At 65.4% G+C, this 23,578-nt stretch carries 23 protein-coding genes; 4 read left to right on the forward strand and 19 right to left on the reverse strand.

What is annotated here, in order from left to right; all coding sequences use genetic code 11:
• Nucleotide 1: 1 nt before the first annotated feature.
• From FFS37_RS21890 to FFS37_RS21900, 3 genes are all read right to left on the reverse strand, one after another.
• Nucleotides 2–1,474 carry an MFS transporter gene (locus tag FFS37_RS21890; protein WP_137933052.1) on the reverse strand — a complete coding sequence of 491 codons (1,473 nt, stop codon included), beginning with the start codon at nt 1,472–1,474 and terminating at the stop codon, nt 2–4.
• 154 nt (nt 1,475–1,628) lie between these two features.
• Nucleotides 1,629–3,461, reverse strand: coding sequence for a DNA helicase RecQ (gene recQ, locus FFS37_RS21895; RefSeq protein WP_137933053.1), 1,833 nt, complete (start codon nt 3,459–3,461; stop codon nt 1,629–1,631).
• 170 nt (nt 3,462–3,631) lie between these two features.
• A complete protein-coding gene (locus tag FFS37_RS21900) occupies nt 3,632–4,249 on the reverse strand; it encodes an NAD(P)H-dependent oxidoreductase (RefSeq protein ID WP_137933054.1) in 618 nt (205 codons plus the stop codon).
• Nucleotides 4,250–4,335: 86 nt separating this feature from the next.
• Between FFS37_RS21900 and FFS37_RS21905 the strand changes: the two genes are divergently transcribed.
• Nucleotides 4,336–4,953 (forward strand): TetR/AcrR family transcriptional regulator, encoded by a 618-nt coding sequence (locus FFS37_RS21905; RefSeq protein WP_332311487.1) that lies wholly within the window; start codon nt 4,336–4,338, stop codon nt 4,951–4,953.
• An 18-nt stretch (nt 4,954–4,971) separates the two neighbouring features.
• Here FFS37_RS21905 and FFS37_RS21910 read toward each other — a convergent pair whose 3' ends face one another.
• Genes FFS37_RS21910 through FFS37_RS21940 form a run of 7 tightly spaced genes read right to left on the reverse strand, consistent with a single transcriptional unit; the run spans nt 4,972 to nt 10,586 of the window.
• Entirely contained in the window at nt 4,972–5,910 is a 939-nt protein-coding gene (locus tag FFS37_RS21910) for a carbohydrate kinase family protein (RefSeq protein ID WP_137933056.1), read from the reverse strand.
• A complete protein-coding gene (locus tag FFS37_RS21915; RefSeq protein WP_137933057.1) occupies nt 5,907–6,419 on the reverse strand; it encodes an ureidoglycolate lyase in 513 nt (170 codons plus the stop codon). Before FFS37_RS21915 ends, FFS37_RS21910 begins: the two co-directional genes overlap by 4 nt.
• Complete coding sequence (locus FFS37_RS21920; protein WP_137933058.1) at nt 6,416–7,156, reverse strand: BtpA/SgcQ family protein; 741 nt, start codon at nt 7,154–7,156, stop codon at nt 6,416–6,418. The genes FFS37_RS21915 and FFS37_RS21920 overlap by 4 nt, the downstream gene beginning before the upstream one ends.
• Nucleotides 7,153–7,980, reverse strand: coding sequence for a GntR family transcriptional regulator (locus tag FFS37_RS21925; RefSeq protein WP_137933059.1), 828 nt, complete (start codon nt 7,978–7,980; stop codon nt 7,153–7,155). Before FFS37_RS21925 ends, FFS37_RS21920 begins: the two co-directional genes overlap by 4 nt.
• 7 nt (nt 7,981–7,987) lie before the next feature.
• The gene (locus FFS37_RS21930) at nt 7,988–8,848 is read right to left on the reverse strand and encodes an ABC transporter substrate-binding protein (protein ID WP_137933060.1); all 861 of its coding nucleotides are present in this window, start codon (nt 8,846–8,848) and stop codon (nt 7,988–7,990) included.
• A 47-nt stretch (nt 8,849–8,895) separates the two neighbouring features.
• The gene (locus FFS37_RS21935) at nt 8,896–9,660 is read right to left on the reverse strand and encodes an amino acid ABC transporter ATP-binding protein (protein ID WP_137933061.1); all 765 of its coding nucleotides are present in this window, start codon (nt 9,658–9,660) and stop codon (nt 8,896–8,898) included.
• Nucleotides 9,657–10,586, reverse strand: a complete 930-nt coding sequence (locus FFS37_RS21940; RefSeq protein ID WP_137933062.1) for an amino acid ABC transporter permease — start codon at nt 10,584–10,586, stop codon at nt 9,657–9,659. Before FFS37_RS21940 ends, FFS37_RS21935 begins: the two co-directional genes overlap by 4 nt.
• 196 nt (nt 10,587–10,782) lie before the next feature.
• On the opposite strand from FFS37_RS21940, the gene FFS37_RS21945 reads away from it, so the two are divergent.
• On the forward strand, nt 10,783–12,204 hold the full coding sequence (locus FFS37_RS21945; RefSeq protein ID WP_137933063.1) for a coniferyl aldehyde dehydrogenase: 1,422 nt from the start codon (nt 10,783–10,785) through the stop codon (nt 12,202–12,204).
• Nucleotides 12,205–12,302: 98 nt separating this feature from the next.
• Nucleotides 12,303–13,364 (forward strand): glycosyltransferase family 9 protein, encoded by a 1,062-nt coding sequence (locus FFS37_RS21950; RefSeq protein WP_171026363.1) that lies wholly within the window; start codon nt 12,303–12,305, stop codon nt 13,362–13,364.
• Nucleotides 13,365–13,375: 11 nt separating this feature from the next.
• Here the strand turns inward: FFS37_RS21950 and FFS37_RS21955 are convergent, their stop codons facing one another.
• Nucleotides 13,376–13,714: a cupin domain-containing protein gene (locus tag FFS37_RS21955; protein ID WP_137933065.1), complete on the reverse strand. Its 339-nt coding sequence runs from the start codon at nt 13,712–13,714 to the stop codon at nt 13,376–13,378.
• Nucleotides 13,715–13,766: 52 nt separating this feature from the next.
• The gene (uxaC, locus tag FFS37_RS21960) at nt 13,767–15,176 is read right to left on the reverse strand and encodes a glucuronate isomerase (protein ID WP_137933066.1); all 1,410 of its coding nucleotides are present in this window, start codon (nt 15,174–15,176) and stop codon (nt 13,767–13,769) included.
• Nucleotides 15,177–15,320: 144 nt separating this feature from the next.
• Here uxaC and FFS37_RS21965 point away from each other — a divergent pair, with 144 nt between their 5' ends.
• A complete protein-coding gene (locus FFS37_RS21965) occupies nt 15,321–16,811 on the forward strand; it encodes a mannitol dehydrogenase family protein (protein WP_137933067.1) in 1,491 nt (496 codons plus the stop codon).
• Between the two features lie 141 nt (nt 16,812–16,952).
• Here the strand turns inward: FFS37_RS21965 and FFS37_RS21970 are convergent, their stop codons facing one another.
• The 7 genes from FFS37_RS21970 to FFS37_RS22005 form a co-directional block, all read right to left on the reverse strand.
• Nucleotides 16,953–17,360 (reverse strand): F0F1 ATP synthase subunit epsilon, encoded by a 408-nt coding sequence (locus FFS37_RS21970; protein WP_137933068.1) that lies wholly within the window; start codon nt 17,358–17,360, stop codon nt 16,953–16,955.
• Nucleotides 17,361–17,469: 109 nt separating this feature from the next.
• The gene (gene atpD / locus FFS37_RS21975; RefSeq protein ID WP_171026364.1) at nt 17,470–19,065 is read right to left on the reverse strand and encodes a F0F1 ATP synthase subunit beta; all 1,596 of its coding nucleotides are present in this window, start codon (nt 19,063–19,065) and stop codon (nt 17,470–17,472) included.
• A gap of 70 nt (nt 19,066–19,135) precedes the next feature.
• The gene (locus FFS37_RS21985) at nt 19,136–20,020 is read right to left on the reverse strand and encodes a F0F1 ATP synthase subunit gamma (protein ID WP_137933069.1); all 885 of its coding nucleotides are present in this window, start codon (nt 20,018–20,020) and stop codon (nt 19,136–19,138) included.
• A gap of 32 nt (nt 20,021–20,052) precedes the next feature.
• Nucleotides 20,053–21,582, reverse strand: coding sequence for a F0F1 ATP synthase subunit alpha (gene atpA / locus FFS37_RS21990; RefSeq protein ID WP_137933070.1), 1,530 nt, complete (start codon nt 21,580–21,582; stop codon nt 20,053–20,055).
• Nucleotides 21,582–22,142: a F0F1 ATP synthase subunit delta gene (locus tag FFS37_RS21995; protein WP_137933071.1), complete on the reverse strand. Its 561-nt coding sequence runs from the start codon at nt 22,140–22,142 to the stop codon at nt 21,582–21,584. The genes atpA and FFS37_RS21995 overlap by 1 nt, the downstream gene beginning before the upstream one ends.
• Before the next feature lie 246 nt (nt 22,143–22,388).
• The gene (locus FFS37_RS22000; RefSeq protein ID WP_137933072.1) at nt 22,389–22,784 is read right to left on the reverse strand and encodes an AGROH133_08824 family phage infection protein; all 396 of its coding nucleotides are present in this window, start codon (nt 22,782–22,784) and stop codon (nt 22,389–22,391) included.
• A 94-nt stretch (nt 22,785–22,878) separates the two neighbouring features.
• On the reverse strand, nt 22,879–23,574 hold the full coding sequence (locus tag FFS37_RS22005) for an aspartate/glutamate racemase family protein (RefSeq protein WP_137933073.1): 696 nt from the start codon (nt 23,572–23,574) through the stop codon (nt 22,879–22,881).
• Between the last annotated feature and the right edge of the window lie 4 nt (nt 23,575–23,578).

The raw sequence follows: 23,578 nt of genomic DNA on the forward strand, positions 1-23,578 counted from the left end.
CTCACGAAACCCGGATGACGCGCCTCGAGCAGGCGACGCAAAGCAATGGCACGACGGCGAAGGCGCCGAACAGCCACCGCGCGGCGCCCGCCGTGCCGGCCACCCCGCCCGGATCTACAAGGCCGCCTGCGTTCGCCACCATGCCCGCGAGCGCCGCTCCCAGCGCGGTGGCGAACAGCTGGATGGTGGTCAACGAGGCTCCGGCCAGTTCCTCCTCGCCCGGCAATGCCGCCTTGAATGCGCGCGTCATCAGATGCGGCCAGGTCACGCCGACGCCAAGCCCGACAGCGAGGAAGGCAACGCACATCGGCGCGAGCTCCATCAGGCCGCCAGCGCTGACCTTGGGCACCAGGACGAACAGCCCCACCATGCCGGCGACCTCGAGCAGCGGGCCGGCCACGATGAGGCGGCGCGCGCCGCGTTCCCCGGCGCCCGATCCGGCGATGGAACCTGCGGTCCAGCCCGCCGCCATGATGGCCGCGAGATAACCCGCCGACAGAGGCGACTGGCCATGCAGCACCTGCAGGAACAACGGCACGAAAATCTCGCCGCTGGTCACCGTGATGGCCAGCAGCGCCATGGTCGCGTAAAGCGCGGCAACGGCGCTTGCCGGCTGGAAGGCTCCCGTCGACAGAAGCTTCCACCTCGCGCGTCTCTCGGCGGCGACCAGCAGCATTGTCAGGGCGACTGCAAGCACGATGCCGCCGATGTTCCAGGCCAGGTCGGAAGAGGCGCTGCCGGCCGAGATCGCCAGGACGGCCGCCACCAGCACGATGAGCTGCTTGACCGGAACGCCGGATCGCTGATCCGAACGGGCCTGACGCCCGGGCAGCACGGTCGCCGCCAGCGCGGCGAAGGCGATTGCGGCCAGCGCCAGCGACCAGAAGGCGGCGCGCCAGACGCCGAGCTCGGCGAAAATGCCACCGACCGCGGGACCGACCAGCGTCGCGATGCCCCACATGCCGGAAACCAGCGCCATGGCGCGTGGCCAGAGAGCTTCATCGAACACCAGCCGGATCATCGCGTAGGCGAGCGCGAACAGGAAGCCGCCGCCAAGCCCCTGGATCGAGCGGCCGAGCAGCATGACCGGCATGGACGGCGAGATCGCGCAAACCAGCGCGCCAACGGCAAAGACAGCCGCCGCGATCGCATAGGCGCCGCGCGGACCAGCGCCCCGCAGCAGCTTCGCCGAAAGCGCGGCGCCAAGAATGGAAGCGACGACGAAGACGGTCGTGTTCCAGGCGTAGAGATCGAGCCCGCCTATGTCATGAATGACCGAGGGCAGGATCGTGGTCGCGATATAGACGTTGACCGCGTGCAGCGCCACGCCGCCCGCGAGCGCCAGCGAGCGCACGCCATTGGCGCCGTAAAGCAGGGCAGCCCAGCCGGCGTCCCGCCGTTCCACCTCCACGGACAGCGCCGCAATCGGCACGGGTTGCAGGTCTTTGTCGGTCGGCACCACTCGGGAATTCATGTCAGCTCCGCTTGGAAAACCCGTCCGCCAAACCGGACGGGAGCCTGCCTCGTGCAAGCTGACGCGTCTCGTAAAACCTCAAGTGACATTGAGGTCAAGCGGTTTTCTCCGGCAACGGACCATCCGTCGCCGCGCTATCCGGAAATCGAAAATGTCAGGCCGATCGGTGCGCGGCGATTGCCTTGAGAAAGGCCTGGCCAAACTCCTTCAGCTTGGCCGCGCCGACGCCATTGACCTCGGCAAACGCGTCGAGATCGCCCGGGCGGCGTTCGGCCATGTCGATCAGCGTGCGGTCGGAGAACACCACATAGGCCGGCACCTGCCGTTCCCTGGCGAGCCGCAGGCGCAAGGCTTTAAGCGCCGCGAGCAGCGGGGCATCGACGCCTTCGCCCGTCGCGGCGGCATCCGCGGAGCGCTTCCTGCCGCGCGTGAGGGGGTCGCGCGTCTCGACACGGTACTGGAACGTGACTTCGCCGCGGCACAGCGCCCAGCCATTGTCGGAGATGGCGAGGCCGCCATGGCCCTCTGGGTCCGGCATCAGGAACCCGCCGGCGACCAGTTGCCGGATCAGCGACAGCCACACCGGCCTCTTGTGCGCGGCGCCGGTCCCGAAACTGCTCAGCGCCTCATGGCCCCGCGCCAGAACCTTCTCGGTCTCGTGGCCGAGCAGGATGTCGATGACATGGGCGGCGCCGAAGCGTTCACCGCTCTGCGCGACGGCCGTCAGGATCGTCCGAGCCTCGGCGCTGCCGTCGGCGCGCGGCGCCTGGTCGAGGCAATTGTCGCAATTGCCGCAAGGGTCCGCCTCCTCGCCGAAATAGCCGAGCAGCACCTGGCGCCGGCACTGCGCCGTTTCGCAATAGCCGATCAGCGTGTCGAGCCGCCGGTGCGACCGTCTCTTGTGCTCTGGCGCGGCGTCCTCGTCATCGATGAACAGCCGCCGCATCCGGATATCACCAAGGCCGAACAGCATATGCGCCTCGGCCTCGCGGCCGTCACGGCCGGCGCGGCCGATCTCCTGGTAATAGGCTTCCAGGCTGCCCGGCATGTCGGTGTGGAAGACATAGACGACATCGGGCTTGTCGATGCCCATGCCGAAGGCGATGGTCGCCACCATGACGACGCCGGACAAGGTCATGAAGGCGTTCTGGTTCGCCTCCCGCGCCTCCTTGCTCATGCCGGCGTGATAGGCCAGCGCGCGCACGCCGTTCTTCTCCAGGAAGGCCGCCATCTCCTCGGTCTTCTTGCGCGACAGGCAGTAGATGATGCCGCTCTTGCCGGCATGGCGTTCGATGAAGGAGAGGAGTTGCCGCTTGCTGTCCTGCTTGGGCGTGATGGCCAGTTTGATGTTGGGCCGGTCGAAACCCAGCACCAGCGTTTCGACCCGCTCGGCGAACAGCCGGGCGGCGATATCGCCGCGCGTGCTTTCATCCGCCGTCGCCGTCACCGCGATGATCGGCACGTTCGGAAAAATGCCGCGCAGCCGCGACAGGTCCTCATATTCAGGCCTGAACGCCGGCCCCCATTGTGAAATGCAATGCGCCTCGTCGATGGCGATCAGGCTGACATCGAGCCTCGAGAGAGCCTCGAGCATGCGCTCGGTCATCAGCCGCTCGGGCGCCAGATAGAGCAGGCGCGTCTGACCCGATGCCACGCGGCGCCATGCCGCGACATTGGCCTCGCGGTCGAGCGACGAGTTGATCGTGTCGGCCGCCACGCCGGCAAGCCGCAGGGCAGCCACCTGATCCTGCATCAGAGCGACCAGCGGCGAAACCACAATTGTAAGCCCGCCCATGACTAGCGCCGGCACCTGGTAGCACAGCGATTTGCCGGCACCCGTCGGCATGACGGCCAGCACATGGCGCCCGCCGAGCAGCGCGTCCATGACATCGGCCTGGCCGGGGCGAAAATCGTCGAAGCCGAACACATCCTTCAGGACGCGCCGCTTGGGGTCCTGCGCCCGCATGCCCGCCGCCTGCGCCGGCATCAGGCGTGCCCCAGGCGGGAAGCGATGACGTAGGGATTGGAGAGGGTGGGAAAAACGGGCAAGGCGACTCTCCGCGTGACACCTTGGAGTAGCCCGCCCGTCATCCGATCACAACGCCCCTTTGCGGGAATGCGGCAACCGATTTGATGTCTGCGATGGGCCGCCAGAACCTAGGCGGCTTTGGCGGCGGCTTCCGGATCCAGTCCTGCAAACAGCTTGCGCCCTATGCCGTGGGCCACATCGAGCAGCGCGTTCATATCCTCGGCATCGGGCTGGATGAGCAATTCCGAGGTGACGACGCGCGCGCCGCAATAGTCGAAGATGCCATGGTCGATTTGCGTCTTCATGGCGCCGAAATAGCCATGACGCGCATAAGTCCGCTGATCGGCCCCGGCACTGGCGACCAGGTGGACCGGGAGCCGTTGCAGCTTCTTGACCAGTCTGCCGCCGGCATCATCATAGGCCCAGCCATTGGCGAAGACCCGTTCGATCCAGCCCTTGAGCAAGGCCGGCATCGACCACCAGTAGACGGGATAGACCAGCACCAGCGCATCCGCCCGGTCGATGCGCGCCTGCTCCGCCGTGACGTCGTCCGGTACAGGCATCCGCCGCAGATGGGCGCCGACATCCGCCGCCGTGAAGCGCGGGTCGAATTGCTCGGCCGCGAGGTCGGCGACCTCGACCGTATGGAGAGAGCCCGACCCGGAAATCCCTTCGGCAAGGCGCCTGCCCAATGCATGCGTCAGGGAGTTGGAGTTCGGGTGTGCGACGACAATGAGCGCGTGCATCGAAAATCCTTTCCGGCCATTTGCCGAACGGGTGATTTGCTTATATACTTTTAGTAACCTACTTTTGGTATATAAGAGTGTCAAGCGTGGCAGGACCGATTTCATCCGATGCGAAACCAAGACGCCGCCTGTCGCGGCAGGATCGGCATGAGCAGCTTGTCCGCGTCGCCTGGCGATTGGTGCGGGAGGAAGGAACCGAGGCGCTTTCGCTTGGCCGGCTGGCCGAACTGGCCGACGTCGCCAAGCCGGTCGTCTACGACCATTTCGGCACCCGCGCCGGCCTGCTGGCCGTGCTCTACCGGGAATTCGATGCGCGCCAGACCGCGCTGATGGATGCCGCATTGCTGGACAGCGAACCGACTTTGGCGAGCAAGGCGCTCGTCATCGCGTCTTCCTATGTCGACTGCGTGCTGCTCCAGGGCCGCGAGATTGCGGGCGTGATCGCCGCCCTTGCCGGCTCACCCGAACTCGAAGGCATCAAGCGCGACTACCGCACCAGCTTCATCGAAAAATGCCGCCGTGTGCTGGCGCCGTTCTCCGGAAAAGCCGGCATACCGGCCGCCGGCCTGTGGGCGATGCTCGGCGCGGCCGATGCCGTCTCGGAGGCCGCGGCAATGGGAGACATCAGTGCCGGCCAGGCCCGGGACGAACTCTACGAGACCATTCTCGCACTCATTGCCAGGAGCCAGCGCCGGACTGGCTGAAGACAAAATGGCTCCCGCTCAGGTCCGGCCGACCGCTCGGTCACGCCAGCGCCTGACCTCCTCGACGCTTGCCTTGCCGCCGCGCGGTCCGTGGATCGTCACGGAACGGGACGCGGCGGCAACCGCGAAGTCGAGCGCTTCGGCGAACGGCCAATCCTGCGACAGGCACCAGGTGAGCGTCCCGCCGAACGTGTCGCCGGCGCCGGTCACGTCGACGACATCAACCGGATAGCCGGGGACGCGGACGATGTCGCTGCCGTCGCAAGCCTCGGCGCCTTCGGCGGCGAGCGTGCGGACCACCCATTTGATGCCGGTCGCGCGCATCCATTCCGCTATGCGCGACAACTCGTCATGCCCGAAGGCGGTGCGAAAGCCGACCTGGTTGAAGATCACCACGTCCGCGCCGGCGAGATAGGGGAGGTCCTCATCCGTGCAGCCGCCGACGTCCAGATCGAAAACGGCGCGGCGCCCGTGCGCCCGCAGGTCGGTCAGCAAGGCAGCCTGCGCAAGCACGCCCTCGCCGGCGTGGCAGCGCAGGCGCCGGGCACGATAGAGCGTCAGATAGAGGAAGCCCGGCCTGCGCAGCGCCTTCAACGTCTCGGGCCGCAGCCACATCGGCTGCTGGCCCATCTCCACGGTCAGCACGATGTGCTCGCCGCCAACCAGGAAAATCAGGTTGCGGGATTCCGCAATGGCCGGATCGGTCAGCATATGCGCGACGCCGACGCCGTTCGCTCTCAGATCGTCGATGAGGCGCTGCGACAACGCGCTGGCGTTGAGGAGCGAGATGAATTCGGTATCTCCTCCCAGGGCTGCGTGGACGACGGCCGCATTGGCGATGGACCCGCCGATCTCGGGCGGCAACTCGTTGACCATGCCCTTGTCTGCCGGCCCCGGCCAGCGGTCGGCCGTGTAGTATTCATCGAGCGCCAGGTCACCGATGAAGAACGCGCTCATGCTGCATTTCCCTCATCAGCGCGGATGAGCAGCGGGCCACCCTCGACCGGTACCCATGGGCTGGCGCCGAGCCCGCACACCGCCATCCAGAAATAGGGCGTGGGGCGCCGCAGGCCGCGGCAGGCGTCGTGCCAGACGCCGCGGTTCATCACCACTGCCTGGCCCGGCACGATGACGAAGGCCTCGATCTCGTCGCGGCGCGGGGCTGGCGCGGCCGAGGCCGGCGCGACGGCCAGGACGATCGCCTCGTCCGCGCAGAAGATGGCTTCCTGGGTGCGGTCATGGCGCTCCATCTCGCCGCAATGCCAGGGGGCGGCGGTGCCGCGCGTCATGCCGAGATGACCCGAGCCGTCGATCAGCGGCTTTGCCGTAAAGCCGTCGTGCCAGCCATTGCCGGCGGTCCAGACGACCTTTTCGTCCTTGTCATCGAGAAGCTCATGCACCGTGCCGTACTTCGCAAACGCGACCGCCGTTATGGGACGGGCGACGATATGATCCGGCGCGGTCATGCCGCGAGCCGGACCGAACGGATCGCGCGCATCAGGCGCGCGACGTGATCGGCTTCGACCGGGCCGGTGTCGCGGTGGCCGCGCTTGAACCAGCTGCCGACGATGGCGCCGTCGGCGACCGCCATCTGCTCGGCGGCGTTGGCTTCCGTCAGGCCGGCGCCGATCAGCAGCGGCACCGTTCCCCCGGTCGCTGACCGGAACCGCGCAACCTTGTCGAGGTCCGTCGGCTCGCCGGTCTTGGTCGAGGTCACCACCAGCGCGTCGCAGCGACGGGCGCCGATCGCGACGTCTTCCGCTTCCGGCCGGCCCGAAAGGACGGGCTTGTATTTGAAGCGCACCCCGCCGAGCAGCAGGGCCTTCGACGCGGCGCGCCGCACCGTCAGCTCAGCGGCGAAGGGCGCATCGGCCTCCGGGCGCAGATGGCCGGCGACCGAATCGATCTGGATAAAATCCACGGGGTAGCGCGCGGCCAGGACGAAGGCCTGTGCGTCGTCACGCAACACGTTGACGCCTATTCTGGTTGCCAGGCCAAGTCCGCTTATGCGCTCCAGCGCCCGCTCGACGTCATCGGCATCGCCGAAATAGTTTTCGATCACCAGCCCGTCGACACCCTCGCCCGCCATGATGCGCGCCTCTTCCTCGGCCTGCGCGAGCTTGGCCGCACGGTCGTCGCCCGCAAGATGCAGCATCGCCAGGATCGGCTTTGGGGTCGCGAAGGTCTCGCGGAAGCGGCTCATACTTGTTCTCCTGCATCACGCCCGGACGCCAGACGCGCGGTGCTGCGTCCCCAGCGTGTCGCGAATTTCATCTGCACCGCGGGCGAGTAGACAATGGATGTGCGCTCGACCGGCTCGTCATTGCCGTCCAGCACGTCGCCGCTGGCACTGAGGTAGCCCGGCACCTCAGGCGCGGTGGCGAAAACCTCCCTCAGCCTCTGCGAAGGCGGCACCACCGTCAGCAGAAGCTCCGAGCGCATCGGGTGTCGGCCATAGTCGCGGCGCAGCAGCTCATAAAGCGACTGCGTCGCGAAATCGTGGTTCTCGATGCCGGGATACATGTCGAGGCTGAGCCACGACGTGTCCATATTCAGCCAGGTGACTTCCTCGTCAGTGGCGAGGCCGCGCGCGCGCACCAGAAGCAGCTCGCCGTCCTTGACCTGATGCTCCAGCACCCGGGTCACGGGACGTTGGCCTTGCCGGCGCGCCAGCTCGGTGAAGCTGCCGAAATTCCAGATGCTGTGGCTGATCGGCCGGTGCGAAACGATCGTCCCCCGGCCGCGCACCTGCTGGACAAGCCCCTCCGAGACCAGCAGCGACATCGCATTGCGCACCGTGGTGCGCGCTATGCCGAACTGGTCGCGCAGCTGGTTTTCCGAGGGGATCGCTTCCCCCTCGGCAAGATCCCCGCTCAGGATCGCGGCGCGCAGCATCCGATAGAGCTGCCGATAGAGCTGCTCGCCGGAATAGGCATCGAGCCGCAGCCGCGACAGGCCGAGCTCCGGGCGCCCAGCCTCGACCGATGCATCGGCGGCGGACGGATTGTTCGGATCGGATCGCGGCATGGCTGGTCTACTTTGTCCCGTTGACGACGAATTCCTCGACGCCGGCCTGTTTCAGGCCATAGCGGTCCAGGATCGCGGCATAGGTACCGTCGGACTTCAACGAATCCAGTGCCGCCACGATGGCATCGCGCAACTGGGTGTTCGGCTTGGCGGTGGCGATCCCGTAATGATTGATCTCGCCGACGTCACCGATCTGGTAGAACTTGCCGGGCTCCTGCTTCATCAGGTCGAGCAGCCCCTCGAGCCCGATGATCGAGGCCTGCGCGCGTCCCTGCTTGATCTGCATGATGTGCTCGGCCTGGGTCGGGATCTGGATGACGTTCATCTGCTTGTCGGCGGCGCAAGTGGCCTTGCTCAGGTCCTCGGCCCAGGTGACCCAGCTGGTTCCGGTCGCGACCGCGATGGTCTTGCCGCACAGATCCGCCTCGGTCTTGATCGAGCCCTGCAGGTCGATCGCGGAATAGAAGACGTTACCGGTCTTGAAATAGTCGATGAAGTCGAGCTGCGTCTGGCGCTCCACCTTGTCGGAAAAGGCGGTCATGATGATATCGGACCGGCCGGTGACGACCTGTGGAATGAGCTGTGGAAAGTCGACATTCTGGAACTCGGCCTGCAGCCCGAGCCGGTCGGCGATCGCCTTGGCGAGGTCGATGTCGAACCCCTTGAGATCGGTCGAGCCGGCGTCGTTATATTCCATCGGCGGATAGGCCAGGCTGATGGTGACATTGAGCTTGCCGGCACTGCGCACGGCGTCCGGCAGCTTGGCGGCAGCCGCCGCGTCCGCGGCGGCATTCGCGGAACCGTTTGCCGCCAGCCCCAGCAACGCCGCGCAGGCAAGCGCTCCCAGTGTCGAGAATGTTGTCTTCATTTTTTGGTTTCTCCCATTTTGATTTTGAATTCTTGCCGGGCTGTCTTTCACGACAGCACGCGGCTGAGGAATGTCCTGACGCGCGGATCGCCGGGCTCGCTCAGGACCTGTCCGGGCTTTCCAGTCTCGCGGATCTCACCGTCGATCATGACCAGGACGCGGTCCGCGACCTCGCGGGCGAAGCCGATTTCATGGGTGACGACGATCATGGTTGTGCCGCCCTTGGCGAGACCGCGCATGACCTCGAGAACCTCTCCGACCAGTTCGGGATCGAGCGCGCTGGTCGGCTCGTCGAACAACATGACGCTGGGCTCCATCGCCAGCGCCCGCGCAATGGCGACGCGCTGCTTCTGTCCGCCCGAAAGCTGCGCCGGGTAGCTCGATGCCCGGCCGGCCATGCCGACCTGGTCGAGAAGCTGCATGGCGCGGGCTTCCGCCTCAGTGCGGCGCAGGCCGCGCACCACCATCGGCCCTTCGATGACATTGCCGAGCACGGTGCGGTGGGCGAAGAGGTTGAAATGCTGGAACACCATGCCCAGCCGCCGCTGCTGGGCGCGCAGACGCGCCACCGGCAGTTCCTGCAGAACGTCGCCGCGATGCTCATAGCCCATGATCGAGCCGTCGACCCAGACATAGCCGGAGTCCGGCACCTCGAGGTGATTGATGCAGCGCAGGAACGTGCTCTTGCCGCTGCCCGAAGGGCCGAGGATGCAAAGCACCTCGCCATAGGCCACTTCGAGGTCCAGCCCCTTCAGCACCTCATGAGAACCGAAACTCTTGCGGACACCGACCGCCTTGACCGCGAGGCTCATGCTCCCCCCGAAACAGCCGCCCGGCGCGGCCGCATCCTGAACCATTGCTTGCCCGGCTCGCTGCCCGCGGCGCCCCTTCCGAAATGCCGCTCGAGGTAGAACTGGCCGATCGAAAGCATCGTGGTTCCGGCCAGGTACCAGATGGCGCAGACGAACAGCAGTTCGATCACCGCGCCGTTGATGAAGTAGATGCGCTGCGCCGCGTTCAGCATCTCGCCCATGGCGATGGTCGCGGCGAGCGACGAAAACTTGAGCATGCCCACCGCGCTGTTGCCGAGGGTCGGCAGGATCAGCCGCAGGGTCTGCGGCAGCACGATCCGCCGCATCGTCTGGCCGGGGGTCATGCCGACCGTATGCGCGGCCTCGATCTGGCCCCGATCCACGGATCCGATACCGCCGCGCACGACTTCGGTCAGATAGGACCCTTCATTGACGCCGAGCCCCAGCACGGCGGCGACGAAAGGCGTGATCACATCGACCATCCGCTCGTCGATCAGGCCCGGAATGTAGAGGCGCGGGAACACCAGCCCGATATTGAACCAGATCAGCAGTTGCAGCAGCACCGGCGTGCCGCGGAAAATCCAGACATAGAGCCAGGCGGCGAACCGGAGCGTCGGATTGGCGGCGGTGCGCATGATGCCGAATGCGAAGCCAAGAGCGACTCCCAGCGCGAGCGCGCAGGCCGAGATCAGCAGCGTCCAACCGAACCCCACGATGATCACGCGGGCGGTCAGGAACTGGCCCACCACATCCCATCGGATCTGACCCATGGCGAAGGCGCGGACCAGCAGCGCCAGAAGGGCAAGTCCGATGACGGCACTGATCCAGCGCCCTGGATGAGCCCGCTGACGCTTCGGCGTGTCCGCGCGCGGCAGGTCCGGAACGTGCGGTACTGATGTCGGAGAGGGGGTTTGCAAAGTGCTCATCGATCACTTGTAGGGTTAGGCCTACAACTTACTATGTGAGGAGCGCTCCCCTGTCAAGCGAGCCTCGGCAACCACTGCGACGGGCATTCGGCGCCTGCCGTGCCGACAACGCCTCGCTGCCCCTGCGGCAGTCGCGCACTGGCTGGATTCCCGCGCGCCAGGATGTAAGCTCGGCCGATAGATCAGGGAGGGTACGATGCTGCAGACAAGACAGGATGCGCTTGGCGACCGGTTCCGGCTACAGCGGGCAGCCTTCGAGACGCAGCCCTTTCCCGATATCGGCGTCCGCAAGGACCGGCTGAAGCGTCTGCTGGCGCTTACCGAACGGCATGAAGCCGACATCTGCGCCGCCATCGATGCCGACTTTGGCGGCCGCTCGGCGCATGAGACGCGCCTGGCCGAACTGTTCGTGGTGCGCGCCGGCATCCGCCACACCATGTCCCATCTGGCAGGCTGGATGCGGGAGCGGCGCGTGGCCACCACCTTGCCGTTCCTGCCGGGCAAAAACCGTCTCCTTGCCCAGCCGCTCGGTGTCGTCGGCATCGTCTCGCCTTGGAACTATCCTTTCCAGCTCGCCGTCGCGCCGGTCACCGCGGCGCTGGCCGCCGGCAACCGCGTGCTGGTCAAGCCTTCCGAACTGACGCCTGCTTTCTCCGCCCTGCTGGCGAGGCTGGCCGCCGAACATTTCGCCCCGGACGAGCTCAGCGTCATCATCGGCGACGCCGATATGGGCAAGGCCTTCGTGTCGATGCCGTTCGATCATTTGCTGTTCACCGGCTCGACTGCGGTCGGCCGCCAGGTGGCGATCGCCGCGGCCGCCAACCTGACCCCGGTCACGCTCGAACTCGGCGGCAAGTCGCCCGCGATCTTCGATCCGTCCTGCGACCTCGACGCCGCCGCATCCAGCATCGCCTACGGCAAGCTGCTCAATGCCGGCCAGACCTGCATCGCGCCGGATTACCTTCTTGTTCCCAAGGGACAGGCTGGAACGGTTGCAGCGAAACTGTCGGCCGCCGTTGCGCGGCTCTACCCCAGCCTGCGCGACAATCCCGACTACACCGCCATCATCAGCGACCGCCATTACCAGCGCCTGCGCGACATGATCGCGGAGGCCCGCAATGCCGGCGCCGAAATCACCGAGATCAACCCGGCCGGCGAAGACCTGGGCAGCACGGGCCGCAAGCTTCTGCCCACCCTGGTCAGGAATGCCGGTCCGGACCTGCGGCTGATGCGCGAGGAGATTTTCGGGCCGGTGCTGCCGATCCTCGAATACGCTGATGTGGACGATGCAATCGACCATGTGAACCGCGCCGACAGGCCACTGGCGCTCTACTGGTTCGGCAGCGACAGCGGCAACCGCCAGCGCATCCTGCGCGAGACCGTCGCCGGCGGCGTCACCATCAATGACAGCATGCTGCACCTTGTGCAGGAGAACCAGCCCTTCGGCGGCGTCGGCGCCAGCGGCATGGGCGCCTATCACGGCGAATGGGGCTTCCGCACCTTCAGCAAGGAGAAGCCGGTGTTCCTGCAATCGCGCCTCAGCGCCGGCGCCATGCTGCGTCCGCCCTATGGCAAGACGTTCGAGCGGCTCTACAGCTTGCTCAGATACATCACCTGAGCGTTGCCGGCCGTCCAGCGCACCTTTCCCACCCGCTGATGGCCCGCCAGTATCGCGCTTTCCCCCGGGCCCACGCCGTCCAACCGTGGATCAGACCCTTGATCGAAAGACGCCTGGATTTCGCCGTGACCAAGCCTTCCAGCGCACCCGTGCTGATCTTCTATGCCCGCAATGACGCGCTCGGCGACGGATTGCTGCGCATACCGGCCTTGCGCGCGGCGCGGACGGCCTTCCCGCAAAGCCGCATCGTCTACGGAAGCATCGGAAAGTCTTCCCTCACTGGCCTGCTGCGCAGGCATGCAAGCGATCTCGTTGACGACTTCAGGACGATAGTGCCGCTTCCCGTCATCCTTGCCGAGTACAGGGCTCGCTCCAGGCCTATGACGGTCGTCGACTTCCGCACCGGCATCGCCGACCTTGTCGCGACGAAGCTGCGGCTTGCCAGGCATGGTGTCCGTTACGAAGCGAATTTCGCGGGCCACATGTTGACCTCGCATTGGAGGGCGAGATGGACATTGCGGCCCGAGCACAATGCCTGGCGTTACCACAGGCTGGTCGAACGGGTCGCCGGCCGTCAATTGCCGTTCGACCATAGGCTGGAGACCACGCAGGCAGCCCGCGCCCTGGCGCGCCGGCTTCACGGCGCCGATGATCGGCCGCTCATTCTCCTGGGCGGCAATTCCCGGGGGACCAACAAATTGATGAGCGACGACCAGATCGCGGCCATCGCCGCCGGGCTGATCGATGCCGGCAACCGGGTGGTGTATCTCGTCACCCCAGGGAAGGGGCCGACGCCTGAAACCCTTGCGACCAGGGAAAGCCGTCTCGTGACCGTAGGCCCGGATCTTGGGCTGGATGTCGAGGCGTTCGGCGATCTGCTACTGGCGCTTGGTGAGATGGCCACGGCCTATGTCGGCATGGAGGGAGGCCTCGGCCACCTGTTTGCAACGGTGATGACACCGATGGTCATCATCAACCACGGCGCCAATCTGGAGCGTTGGCGGCCGCTGTCGAACCGGGTCGAGATCGTCACGGCTCCGAGACGGGGACGAAATCCCGCCAACATCTCCGACACGCCAGTCGATTCCATTCTGGAGGCCACGCATCGCCTGCTCGCCGATGGCGGGCGCGACCATCCGGTCCCGGTGCCAATCACTTGACGTCCAGACCTTCAAACCAGGAAATCAGCCCGTGCCGGTGTGAAACTGTCGACCAGCCGCCCTGCTTCCAGCGCCTTCACGCCATGCACCAGGCCGGATGGCACGATGAAGCTGCCGCCGGTCCCGACGATTTCCATCCGCCCGTCGATCGTCACTTCGAAGCGGCCTTCGGCGACATAGCTTGACTGGACATGCGCATGCGAATGCAACGCGCCGACGCCGCCCTCGTCGAAGCCGAATTCGACCAGCATCAACTCATCGGTATGGAGCAGGACGCGTCGGCGATTGCCATCGGGCGTTGACGTCCAGTCGCTCTCACCGGCATGCGCGAATATCTTGTGTTTCGTCATCGTCATCTCCTTGCCATGGAGGGCTGACCAACCTCGATTGGGCACATCCGCCTCAGAGCCGATAGGCCTTCTTGGCGAGCGTATAGGCCAATTCTGCGGCCAGTTCATGCGCCTCATCCTGGCGCAGACGGTGTTCGGCGACGAGGCGGGCCAGGAAGGCGCAATCGACCCGGCGCGCAACATCATGGCGGGCCGGGATCGAAGGAAAGGCGCGCGTGTCGTCGTTGAAGCCGACGGTGTTGTAGAAGCCGGCCGTCTCGGTTGTCATCTCGCGGAAGCGGCGCATGCCTTCCGGGCTGTCATGGAACCACCAGGCCGGTCCGAGCCTCAGCGCCGGATAGACACCGGCCAGCGGCGCCAGTTCGCGCGCGTAGCTGCTCTCGTCGAGCGTGAAGACGATGACGCTCAGATCGCGGTCCAGCCCGACGCAGTCGAGCAGCGGCTTCAGCGCCGTCACATAGTCGGTCCGGGTCGGGATATCGAAGCCCTTGTCGCGCCCGAATGTCTGGAAGACCGAAGGCGAGTGATTGCGCAGGGAACCGGGATGGATCTGCAGCACCAGCCCGTCATCCCGGCTCATCTTGGCCATTTCGGTCAGCATCTGGGCGCGAAACAGTTTTCGCTCACGCTCGTCGTCGGAACCCCGGCGGATGCGGTTGAAGAGTTCCTGCGCCGCCGCGTCGGAAAGGTTTGCCGTCTCGGCCGTCGGATGGCCATGGTCGGACGAGGTCGCGCCGAAACTCTTGAAGAAGGCCCGCCGCTGCCGGTGCGCGTCGAGATAACCGGCCCATGTCCCCGTATCGCAGCCGGTGATCTCGCCCAGCCGGTCCAGATTGGTCGCAAACCCCTCGAAGTCGGGATCGACAATGGCATCCGGCCGATAGGCGGTGACGACACGGCCCTCCCAGCCGCTGTCACGGATCATCCGGTGCCATTCGAGGTCGTCGAGCGCGCCTTCCGTCGTCGCGATGACTTCGATGTTGAAGCGCTCGAACAGCGCGCGCGGTCGAAAGTTCTCCCACTGCAGCAATGTCGCGATCATGTCGTAGTGGCGGTCGGCGGTCGCCGCGCCCAGCGGTTCCTCGATGCCGAAAAGATGCGCCAGCACATGGTCGAACCACAGCCGGGTCGGCGTCCCCCGGAACAGATGATAGTGCTCGGCAAAGCGCCGCCAGATCGCCCTGCCGTCGGTCTCGACCGGCGCGCCGTCCAGGGTCGCCACGCCGAGATCCTCCAGCCGCACGCCCTGGCTGAACAGCATGCGGAAGATGTAGTGGTCGGGCACGATGAGCAATTGCGCCGGATCGGGAAAAGGCTCGTTCAGCGCATACCAGCGCGGATCGGTATGGCCGTGCGGGCTGACGATCGGCAGGTTCTTGATGCCGGCGTAGAGGTCGCGGGCAAGCGAGCGCGACTGCGCTTCGGGCGGAAACAGCAGGTCCGGATCGGTCAGCGCGACCATGGGAGAACGGCTCCTTCCAGCATGCCTATCGGTATGTTCGGGCCGATGCGATGTCAACGTGCCCCGGCAAAGAGGCATCCTTGCAGCGAACGGGGACAGGTGTTACGCCGCTTGCATCCGCCGCTCAAAACTCCCGATATCGCCATGACCCGAAGCCGTCTGTCCAATGCCACGCTGCGTTCACTGCCTGCGGCGGCCGTGGTTCCCGGATATGACCGGGGCGGCATGGTGCCTGGCATCGTGCATCTGGGCGTCGGCGCCTTCCATCGCGCCCATCAGGCCGCCTATGTCGACGATTGCCTGTCCGCCGGCGAGACGGGCTGGGGCATAACGGGCGTCTCCTTGCGCAGCCGCGAAACGCGCGACGCGCTGGCGCCGCAGGACGGCCTCTACACGCTCGCCATCAGGAGCAGCGGCCAGGAGGAACTGCGCGTCATCGGCTCGATCGGCTCGATGCTGGTCGCGCCCGAAGATCCACACGCCGTGCTGGCGGCCCTGGTCGATCCGCGCACCCGCATCGTCACGCTGACCATCACCGAGAAGGCCTATCTCAGGACGGCGGGCGGCGGGCTCGATGCCACCCATCCCGACATCGTCCACGATCTTGCAAACCCCGGCATGCCGAAGACGGCGCATGGCTTTCTCGCCGAGGCGCTTGCCCGAAGGCTCGCTGCCGGTACCCCGCCCTTCACCGTGCTTTGTTGTGACAACCTGCCGGCCAACGGCGCCACCTTGCACAGGCTGATGATCGAATTCGCCGGCCTGCGCGACGCAAGGCTCGGCCTGGGAGCTGGGCTTGCCCGTCATATCGCCCGCGAGGTCGCATTTCCGTCCAGCATGGTCGACCGCATCGTGCCGGCGACCACCGATGCCGACCGCGCGCGGATCGCCGCCGAACTGGGCGCCGAGGACGCCTGGCCCGTCATGACCGAACCGTTCCGCCAATGGGTCGTGGAGGACAATTTTACCGCCGGCCGCCCGGGCTGGGAGAAATTCGGCGTCACCATGGTCGGCGATGTCGGTCCGTTCGAGGACATGAAGCTCAGGCTGCTCAACGGCGCCCATTCGGCGATCGCCTATCTCGGCCTGCTCAGCGGCCACGCGACGGTCGACCGCGCCTTCGCCGACCCGGCGATCCGGCAGTTTGTCGATGCCTTGTGGGCCGAAGCCATCCCCACTTTACCCGAGGATGCCGGGCTCGACACATCGGCCTACACCGCCGAACTGGCCGAGCGTTTTTCCAACACGGCACTTGCCCACCGCACGGCGCAGATCGCCAATGACGGCAGCCAGAAACTGCCGCAGCGCATCGTAGCGTCCGCCATCGAGTGCCTGGAAGCCGGAACCGAGTTCGTGCATCTCACACTGGTGGTGGCGGCGTGGATCGCCGCCTGCGCCGCGCGCGGAAAAACCTTGCCCGAAAACCATTTCACCGATCCGCTCGATGCGGCGCTGACGGCGCTTCTGAGCCAACAATTGCCTGCGAATGAAACCGTGACGGCGGTGTTCGACCTTGCCGGCTTTGCCGGGGATCATGCCGAGCGCCAGACGCTGATCGAATTGGTGGCCGTGCATCTGGTGCACCTGCGACGGGACGGCACGACCCTGGCCTTTGCCGCGCTCGGCATAGGATAATTCCAGGAAAGTGTGAGCGGTTTCTGCCCGAAACTGCGTTAAAACAAAGGCTTAGGCGCCTCATCCTTTGAACGACGAGATGCTCCAAACAAAAAAGCGGGGCAAGGCCCCGCTTTTGCGATCAGTTGTAGAAAATCGGCTTTAAGCCGGCAGCAACGCGCTTTCCAGCGTGGTGAGCTGCGCCAGAAACTGTTCCGCCTTGCTGCGGGACTGGTCGTCCTTGGCGTCGGCGGCATCTTCCTTGGCGTCCTGGATGCGGCGGGCGAGATCGGCCCGGTCGACATTCTTCACCGCGACGGCCGATTCGGCCAGCAGCGTGCAGCCAGCCGGAACGATGTCGGCGAAGCCGCCGAACACCACGTAGCGCTCTTCGCCGCCCGAGGCGCTCTTCACGGTCACGACACCGGGCTTGATGGTGGTCATCACCGGCGCGTGGTTGGCCATGACGGTCATCTCGCCTTCGGCGCCCGGAATGACGACGGATTCGACCTGCTCGGAAACCAGCAGACGCTCCGGGGAGACCAGTTCGAACTTGAAAGCTTCAGCCATGTCAATTTAGCGAGTAGGGAATAGTGAGTAGGACGTAGGGAGAAAGGACATTGCCTGATCACCCAACTGCTATTCACTACTGACTACTGACTACTCCCTATTCCCTTGATTAAGCCGCTTCAGCCGCCAGGCGCTGTGCCTTCTCGACCGCTTCGTCGATGCCGCCGACCATGTAGAAGGCGGCTTCCGGCAGGTGATCGTAGTCGCCGTTGCAAAGGCCCTTGAAGCCCTTGATGGTATCGGCGAGGTCGACCAGCTTGCCCGGCGCGCCGGTGAACACTTCGGCGACGAAGAACGGCTGCGACAGGAAGCGCTCGATCTTGCGGGCGCGGGCCACCGTCTGCTTGTCCTCTTCCGAGAGTTCGTCCATGCCCAGGATGGCGATGATGTCCTGCAGCGACTTGTAGCGCTGGAGGATCGACTGCACCTGGCGCGCGACGCCATAATGCTCGTCGCCGACGACCAGCGGGTCGAGCATGCGCGAGGTCGAGTCCAGCGGATCGACCGCCGGGTAGATGCCCTTCTCGGCGATCGAGCGGTTGAGCGTCGTCGTCGCGTCAAGGTGTGCGAACGAGGTTGCCGGCGCCGGGTCGGTCAAGTCGTCGGCCGGCACGTAGATCGCCTGCACCGAGGTGATCGAGCCCTTGGTGGTGGTGGTGATGCGTTCCTGCAGCGCGCCCATGTCGGTGGCGAGCGTCGGCTGGTAGCCCACGGCCGAAGGAATACGGCCGAGCAGAGCCGACACTTCCGAACCCGCCTGCGTGAAGCGGAAGATGTTGTCGACGAAGAACAGCACGTCCTGGCCCTGGTCGCGGAAATATTCCGCGACCGTCAGGCCGGTGAGACCGACGCGGGCGCGCGCGCCCGGCGGCTCGTTCATCTGGCCGTACACGAGGGCTGCCTTGGAGCCTTCGCCGCCGCCCTTCTTGTTGACGCCGGATTCGATGAATTCGTGATAAAGGTCGTTGCCCTCGCGGGTGCGTTCGCCGACGCCGGCGAACACCGAGTAACCGCCGTGCGCCTTGGCGATGTTGTTGATCAGTTCCTGGATCAGCACGGTCTTGCCGACGCCAGCGCCGCCGAACAGGCCGATCTTGCCGCCCTTGGCGTAGGGTGCCAGCAGGTCGAGCACCTTGATGCCGGTGATCAGGATCTGCGCTTCCGTCGACTGTTCGACATAGGCCGGGGCCGGCTGGTGGATCGAGCGCATCTCGGTCGCGGCGACCGGGCCTTCTTCGTCGACCGGCTCGCCGATGACGTTGATGATGCGGCCGAGCATGCCCGGGCCGACCGGCACCGAGATCGGGCCGCCGGTGTCGCGCACTTCCTGGCCGCGGACCAGACCTTCGGTCGAGTCCATGGCGATGCAGCGCACGGTGTTTTCACCCAGGTGCTGGGCAACTTCGAGCACGAGGCGGTTGCCGACATTGGTCGTTTCGAGCGCGTTCAGGATCGGCGGCAGGTGATCGCCGAACTGCACGTCGACGACGGCGCCGATGACCTGGCGGACCTTGCCGACGACGCCCGTGGCCTTGCTGGCCACCGCCGAGGTCTTGGCGGCGGCGGCCTTGGCCGGCGCTGCCGCTACCTTGGCCGGAGCCGCCTTCGCTGCTGCCGCCGGAGCCTTGGCCGCCTTTGCCGGGGCTGCGGTCTTCGCGGCTGCGGCTTTCGGGGCCGCTGTCTTGGGGGTCGCTGCTTTCGCCATCGTCTTTACCCTTTTTCGTCCTTTGTTTCTCACGCGGTGTTTTCGCGGGCCTATGACCCGCCTACCGCGCCTAGAGCGCTTCGGCGCCCGAAATGATTTCGATCAGTTCCTTGGTGATCTGCGCCTGCCGCTGGCGGTTGTAGGTGATCGACAGCTTGTTGATCATCTCGCCGGCGTTGCGCGTCGCATTGTCCATGGCGCTCATCTTGGCGCCCATCTCGCCCGCCGCGTTCTCGAGCAGCGCGCGGAAGATCTGCACCGCGATGTTGCGCGGGATGAGATCCGACAGGATCTCGCCCGGTTCTGGTTCGTATTCGTAGACCGCGCTGGCGCCGTCCGAGGTCTCGGCCTTGGCCGAAGGAGCCGCGGCCGGGATGATCTGCTGCGCGGTCGGAACCTGGCTGATCACCGACTTGAACTGCGAATAGAACAGAGTGCAGACGTCGAAGGCGCCTTCGTTGAACAGATGGATGACCTTGCGGGCGATCGCATCGGCATTGACGAAGCCGAGAGTCTTGACCTCGCGAAGATCGACGCGATCGAGGATCAGCGAAGCGTAGTCACGGCGAAGGATGTCGAACCCCTTCTTGCCTACGCAAATGATCTTGACCTGTTTGCCGTCGGCGAGCAGCCGGCGGATATGGTCGCGGGCAAGGCGGGCGATTTGCGAGTTGAAGCCGCCGCACAGGCCGCGCTCGGCGGTGCAGACCACGAGCAGATGCACGTTGTCCTTGCCGGTGCCCGTCATCAGTGCCGGGGCGTCGCCGCCGCCGCCGATGGCCTGCGTGATGTTGGCCAGCACGGAACCCATGCGCTCCGAATAGGGGCGCGCCGCTTCCGCGGCCTCTTGGGCACGGCGCAGCTTCGCCGCGGCGACCATCTGCATCGCCTTGGTGATCTTCTGCGTCGCCTTGACCGAGGCGATACGGTTACGAAGGTCTTTTAATGAAGGCATGCTTCAAACCTGATCCCGTCTTGTCGCTTCGCTCAGGCGAAGGTCTTGGCGAAAGCGTCGATCTCGGCCTTCAGCTTGCCGCGAAGATCGTCCGACAGCGCCTTTTCCTTGCGGATGGCGTCGAGAACGTCCTTGCCGGCCGCGCGCATGTGGCTGAGCAGGCCGTGCTCGAACTTGCCGACCTGGTTGACCGGCAGCTTGTCGAGATAGCCGTTGACGCCCGCGAAGATCACCGCGACCTGTTCTTCCGTCTTCAGCGGCGAGAACTGCGGCTGCTTCAGGAGTTCGGTCAGGCGCGAGCCGCGGTTGAGCAGGCGCTGGGTAGCGGCGTCGAGGTCCGAGCCGAACTGCGCGAAGGCCGCCATTTCGCGGTACTGCGCGAGCTCACCCTTGATCGAGCCGGCAACCTGCTTCATCGCCTTGATCTGCGCCGACGAACCGACGCGCGACACCGACAGGCCGACGTTCACGGCCGGGCGGATGCCCTGGAAGAACAGGTTGGTCTCGAGGAAGATCTGGCCGTCGGTGATCGAGATCACGTTGGTCGGGATGTAGGCCGACACGTCGTTGGCCTGGGTTTCGATGACCGGCAGCGCGGTCAGCGAGCCGTTGCCCATCTCGTCATTGAGCTTGGCGGCGCGCTCGAGCAGGCGCGAGTGCAGATAGAAGACGTCGCCAGGATAGGCTTCGCGGCCCGGCGGGCGGCGCAGCAGCAGCGACATCTGGCGGTAGGCGACGGCCTGCTTCGACAGATCGTCGTAGCTGATCAGCGCATGCATGCCGTTGTCGCGGAAATATTCGCCCATGGTGCAGCCGGCGAACGGCGCCAGGAACTGCATCGGCGCCGGATCGGACGCGGTGGCGGCGACGATGATGGAGTATTCGAGCGCGCCGCGCTCTTCCAGCACCTTCACGAACTGCGCGACGGTCGAGCGCTTCTGGCCGACGGCGACGTAGACGCAGTAGAGCTTTTCCTTTTCCGGACCGTTGTCGTGCACCGACTTCTGGTTGAGCATCGTGTCCAGGATGATGGCGGTCTTGCCGGTCTGGCGGTCGCCGATGACCAGCTCGCGCTGGCCGCGGCCGACCGGGATCAGCGCATCGATGGCCTTGAGGCCGGTCGACATCGGCTCATGAACCGACTTGCGCGGAATGATGCCGGGCGCCTTGACGTCGACGCGCTTGCGTTCGGTCGCCTTGATCGGGCCCTTGCCGTCGATCGGATTGCCGAGAGCATCGACCACGCGGCCGAGCAGGCCGGGGCCGACGGGAACGTCGACGATGGCGCCGGTGCGCTTGACGGTGTCGCCTTCCTTGATGTCGCGGTCGGCGCCGAAGATGACGACGCCGACATTGTCGGCTTCGAGGTTGAGCGCCATGCCGCGAATGCCGCCGGGGAACTCGACCATTTCACCGGCCTGGACATTGTCGAGGCCATAGACGCGGGCGATACCGTCACCGACGGACAGCACCTGTCCGACTTCGGAGACTTCAGCCTCCTTGCCGAAATTCTTGATCTGGTCTTTCAGAATTGCGGAAATTTCCGCGGCGCGGATGTCCATCAGCCGACCTCTTTCAGTGCAAGCTTGAGCGAATTGAGTTTGGTTTTGAGCGACGTATCGATCTGGCGCGAGCCCATCTTGACCACCAGCCCGCCGAGCAGCGACGGATCGACGGTGACGGAGATGGCCACGTCCTTGCCGGCAACGCTCTTCAGCGCCGCCTTGAGTTCGGTCTGCTGGGCGGCTGTCAGCTCGTGGGCCGACGTCACCTCGGCAGCGGTCTCGCCCCTGGCTTCGGCCGCGATCTGGCGGAACGCCCTGATCATGCCGGGAACGGCGAACAGCCGCCGGTTTTGGGCAACGACGCGCAGGAAATTACCGGCAAGACCGGTGATACCGGCTTTGTCAGCCACTGCCGCGATGGCCCTGGCCTGGTCTTCACTGGAGAACACCGGGCTGTTGATCAGCCGGGTCAGGTCGGCACTGCCCGAAAGCAGGGCCTCGAAACTGTTGAGGTCGGCTTCGACCTTGGCCACGGAATTTGCCTGCGATGCCAGTTCGAACAGCGAACCGGCATAGCGTTCTGCGACACCTGAGATTGGCGATGACGATTGAGCCACGGACCGTCTTTTCTCTTGTCTGACAGGCCGCAGATTGTTGGCGCGAGCAATAACTCTGGCTAAATCTTTGACCTTACTGCATTTTTTCAAGCACGGAGACGCGGCTTCCGCTATCCCCGGCCGAAAGTCGATTGCCGTCTAGCACAGGCATTTTAAGACCGCAATGCGTCGTTCCGCATGGTTTTCGGTCACTATTGTCGCATCCGGCAAAAGAGTCGCGGCCCGCGCGCCGGAATAGCTAAGGATTCAAGGCACAAAGCCGAAGGCAAAGGCAAGCGGCAGCGCGGCGAGCGCCAGTTCCACCACGATGGAAACCCAGTTGAAAGGCGTATTGGCGCCATCCGACATCATCGACAGCAGACGGCCGAAGGCGGTGAACAGCCAGGAGAAGCCGAGCGCCATGTAGACCAGCGGCTGCGCCAGCAGGATGCAGCACAGGCCGACACCGAGATAGAAGCCTGACATGCGGCCGCGCCCCTCGGCGATCGCCGCCGCCTTTTCGGGCTTTGCCTGCAGGCGCAGGATACGAAAGGCAAGGGCCGGCGCCAGGAAGAACAGAAGCCCGAGCAGCACGGTGAAGACGGCGCTCGACCAGGCCAGCCATTCGCCCTGGCTCGTCGGCCACGGAAGCGCAAAGTCCATCTCGTCCCCTCGAAATACCTGTTTTGATGTGCAGGCATTCTAGCCGAGGAAACATGCCGCGCCAGATGCCATCAGGCACTTTAGCAGGCGCGCATCAACCAAGCGCGAAATCCGCCGCCACCTCGGCGTGGATACGCGTCGTATCGAACACCGGTATGTCGAAATCGGACTGCCCGATGAGCATCGTGATCTCGGTGCAGCCCATGATGATGCTGTCGGCGGCCTCTTCCCGGCGCAGGCGTTCAGCCTCGGCGACATAGGCCGCTTTCGAGTCTGTGCTGATAATGCCCTGGCAGAGTTCGTCATAGATGACGCGATGTACCAGCTCGCGACCCGCTTCATCCGGCACCACCGGCTCTAATCCATACTTGTCGGCAAGCCGCCCCTTGTAGAAATCCTGCTCCATGGTGAAGCGCGTCGCCAGCAGCGCCGGGCGATGCAGGCCTGCGCGCTGGATGGCGGCCGCGGTGGCGTCGGCGATATGGATCAGCGGGATCGATACCGCCGCCTGCACCTGGTCGGCCAGTCTGTGCATGGTGTTGGTGCACAGCAGCAGCCCTTCCGCGCCGCCGTCCTCCAGCTTGCGAGCCGCTTCGGCGAGAAGCACGCCGGCGCCGTGCCAGTCGCCATGGTGCTGCCGCTCGGCGATCTCGGCGAAGTCGAACGACCACAGCAACAGTTTTGCCGAATGCAGCCCGCCCAGCCGTTCGCGAACGATTTCGTTGAGCAGGCGGTAGTAGATGGCGGTCGATTCCCAGCTCATGCCGCCGATGAGGCCAAGGGTTCTCATGAGA

This window comes from Mesorhizobium comanense, from assembly GCF_005503535.1.
Lineage (GTDB): Bacteria > Pseudomonadota > Alphaproteobacteria > Rhizobiales > Rhizobiaceae > Mesorhizobium > Mesorhizobium comanense.

Excerpts from the sequence above, each read along its gene's own strand:
- FFS37_RS21890 (WP_137933052.1), bottom strand. The coding sequence starts at position 1,474 with ATGAATTCCCGAGTGGTGCCGACCGACAAAGACCTGCAACCCGTGCCG.
- recQ (WP_137933053.1), bottom strand. The coding sequence starts at position 3,461 with ATGCCGGCGCAGGCGGCGGGCATGCGGGCGCAGGACCCCAAGCGGCGC.
- FFS37_RS21900 (WP_137933054.1), bottom strand. The coding sequence starts at position 4,249 with ATGCACGCGCTCATTGTCGTCGCACACCCGAACTCCAACTCCCTGACG.
- FFS37_RS21910 (WP_137933056.1), bottom strand. The coding sequence starts at position 5,910 with ATGAGCGCGTTCTTCATCGGTGACCTGGCGCTCGATGAATACTACACG.
- FFS37_RS21915 (WP_137933057.1), bottom strand. The coding sequence starts at position 6,419 with ATGACCGCGCCGGATCATATCGTCGCCCGTCCCATAACGGCGGTCGCG.
- FFS37_RS21920 (WP_137933058.1), bottom strand. The coding sequence starts at position 7,156 with ATGAGCCGCTTCCGCGAGACCTTCGCGACCCCAAAGCCGATCCTGGCG.
- FFS37_RS21925 (WP_137933059.1), bottom strand. The coding sequence starts at position 7,980 with ATGCCGCGATCCGATCCGAACAATCCGTCCGCCGCCGATGCATCGGTC.
- FFS37_RS21930 (WP_137933060.1), bottom strand. The coding sequence starts at position 8,848 with ATGAAGACAACATTCTCGACACTGGGAGCGCTTGCCTGCGCGGCGTTG.
- FFS37_RS21935 (WP_137933061.1), bottom strand. The coding sequence starts at position 9,660 with ATGAGCCTCGCGGTCAAGGCGGTCGGTGTCCGCAAGAGTTTCGGTTCT.
- FFS37_RS21940 (WP_137933062.1), bottom strand. The coding sequence starts at position 10,586 with ATGAGCACTTTGCAAACCCCCTCTCCGACATCAGTACCGCACGTTCCG.
- FFS37_RS21945 (WP_137933063.1), top strand. The coding sequence starts at position 10,783 with ATGCTGCAGACAAGACAGGATGCGCTTGGCGACCGGTTCCGGCTACAG.
- FFS37_RS21955 (WP_137933065.1), bottom strand. The coding sequence starts at position 13,714 with ATGACGAAACACAAGATATTCGCGCATGCCGGTGAGAGCGACTGGACG.
- uxaC (WP_137933066.1), bottom strand. The coding sequence starts at position 15,176 with ATGGTCGCGCTGACCGATCCGGACCTGCTGTTTCCGCCCGAAGCGCAG.
- FFS37_RS21965 (WP_137933067.1), top strand. The coding sequence starts at position 15,321 with ATGACCCGAAGCCGTCTGTCCAATGCCACGCTGCGTTCACTGCCTGCG.
- FFS37_RS21970 (WP_137933068.1), bottom strand. The coding sequence starts at position 17,360 with ATGGCTGAAGCTTTCAAGTTCGAACTGGTCTCCCCGGAGCGTCTGCTG.
- atpD (WP_171026364.1), bottom strand. The coding sequence starts at position 19,065 with ATGGCGAAAGCAGCGACCCCCAAGACAGCGGCCCCGAAAGCCGCAGCC.
- FFS37_RS21985 (WP_137933069.1), bottom strand. The coding sequence starts at position 20,020 with ATGCCTTCATTAAAAGACCTTCGTAACCGTATCGCCTCGGTCAAGGCG.
- atpA (WP_137933070.1), bottom strand. The coding sequence starts at position 21,582 with ATGGACATCCGCGCCGCGGAAATTTCCGCAATTCTGAAAGACCAGATC.
- FFS37_RS22000 (WP_137933072.1), bottom strand. The coding sequence starts at position 22,784 with ATGGACTTTGCGCTTCCGTGGCCGACGAGCCAGGGCGAATGGCTGGCC.
- FFS37_RS22005 (WP_137933073.1), bottom strand. The coding sequence starts at position 23,574 with ATGAGAACCCTTGGCCTCATCGGCGGCATGAGCTGGGAATCGACCGCC.